At 63.0% G+C, this 479-nt stretch carries 2 pseudogenes (1 of these 2 only partly in view); both read right to left on the bottom strand.

From position 1 onward, the window contains the following. A pseudogene (locus ACFXIV_RS48365) lies at positions 1–219 on the bottom strand (hypothetical protein); the annotation flags it as partial. Positions 220–230: 11 nt separating this feature from the next. Next, positions 231–479: pseudogene (locus ACFXIV_RS48360) on the bottom strand (NAD(P)/FAD-dependent oxidoreductase); it runs 490 nt beyond the window's last position.

The following is a 479-nucleotide window of genomic DNA, read 5'->3' as shown; positions in this document are numbered from 1 at the left end:
GTGGTTGTGGGGCGACCGGATCTCGCTGGTCGGCCGTCCCTGCACCTCTACGCCGTTAATGACGATCGGGATATCCCGGGTCTGGCCAGCAACTCGGGTCAATTCCTTGCCGAGCTCGAGCGCTTCGGTGGATCCTGGCTGGTAATCGCGTACCGGCTCGTTGTGTGGCTTCGGGCCGCGGACGGTGCCGGCCAGATGCTGAACTGGTCCGAATGGCATCTTATTTCTCCTCACTTGACGAGCTTCGGTTGCTTGGCCTGGTGAAATCGTGTGATCCTGAACGGAGCCAGCAGGTCCTGGCAGCGACTGGAAATGATTTCGTCGGCCAACAGGGCGCCGCTGGTGGGACCGAGCGTGATGCCGAGGGTCCCGTGCCCGGTATTGACGAACAGTCCCGGATGGCCGGGGACTGCTCCGATGACGGGGAGGTCGTCTGGAGAGGTCGGGCGGTGACCGACCCACTGGGATTCCACTGTGGT

The organism is Nocardia sp. NPDC059236, from assembly GCF_042754085.1.
In the GTDB taxonomy this organism is placed as follows: Bacteria; Actinomycetota; Actinomycetes; order Mycobacteriales; family Mycobacteriaceae; genus Nocardia.
Note: the sequence above shows the minus strand (reverse complement) of the source record. Positions and strands in the feature narration are given on the sequence as shown.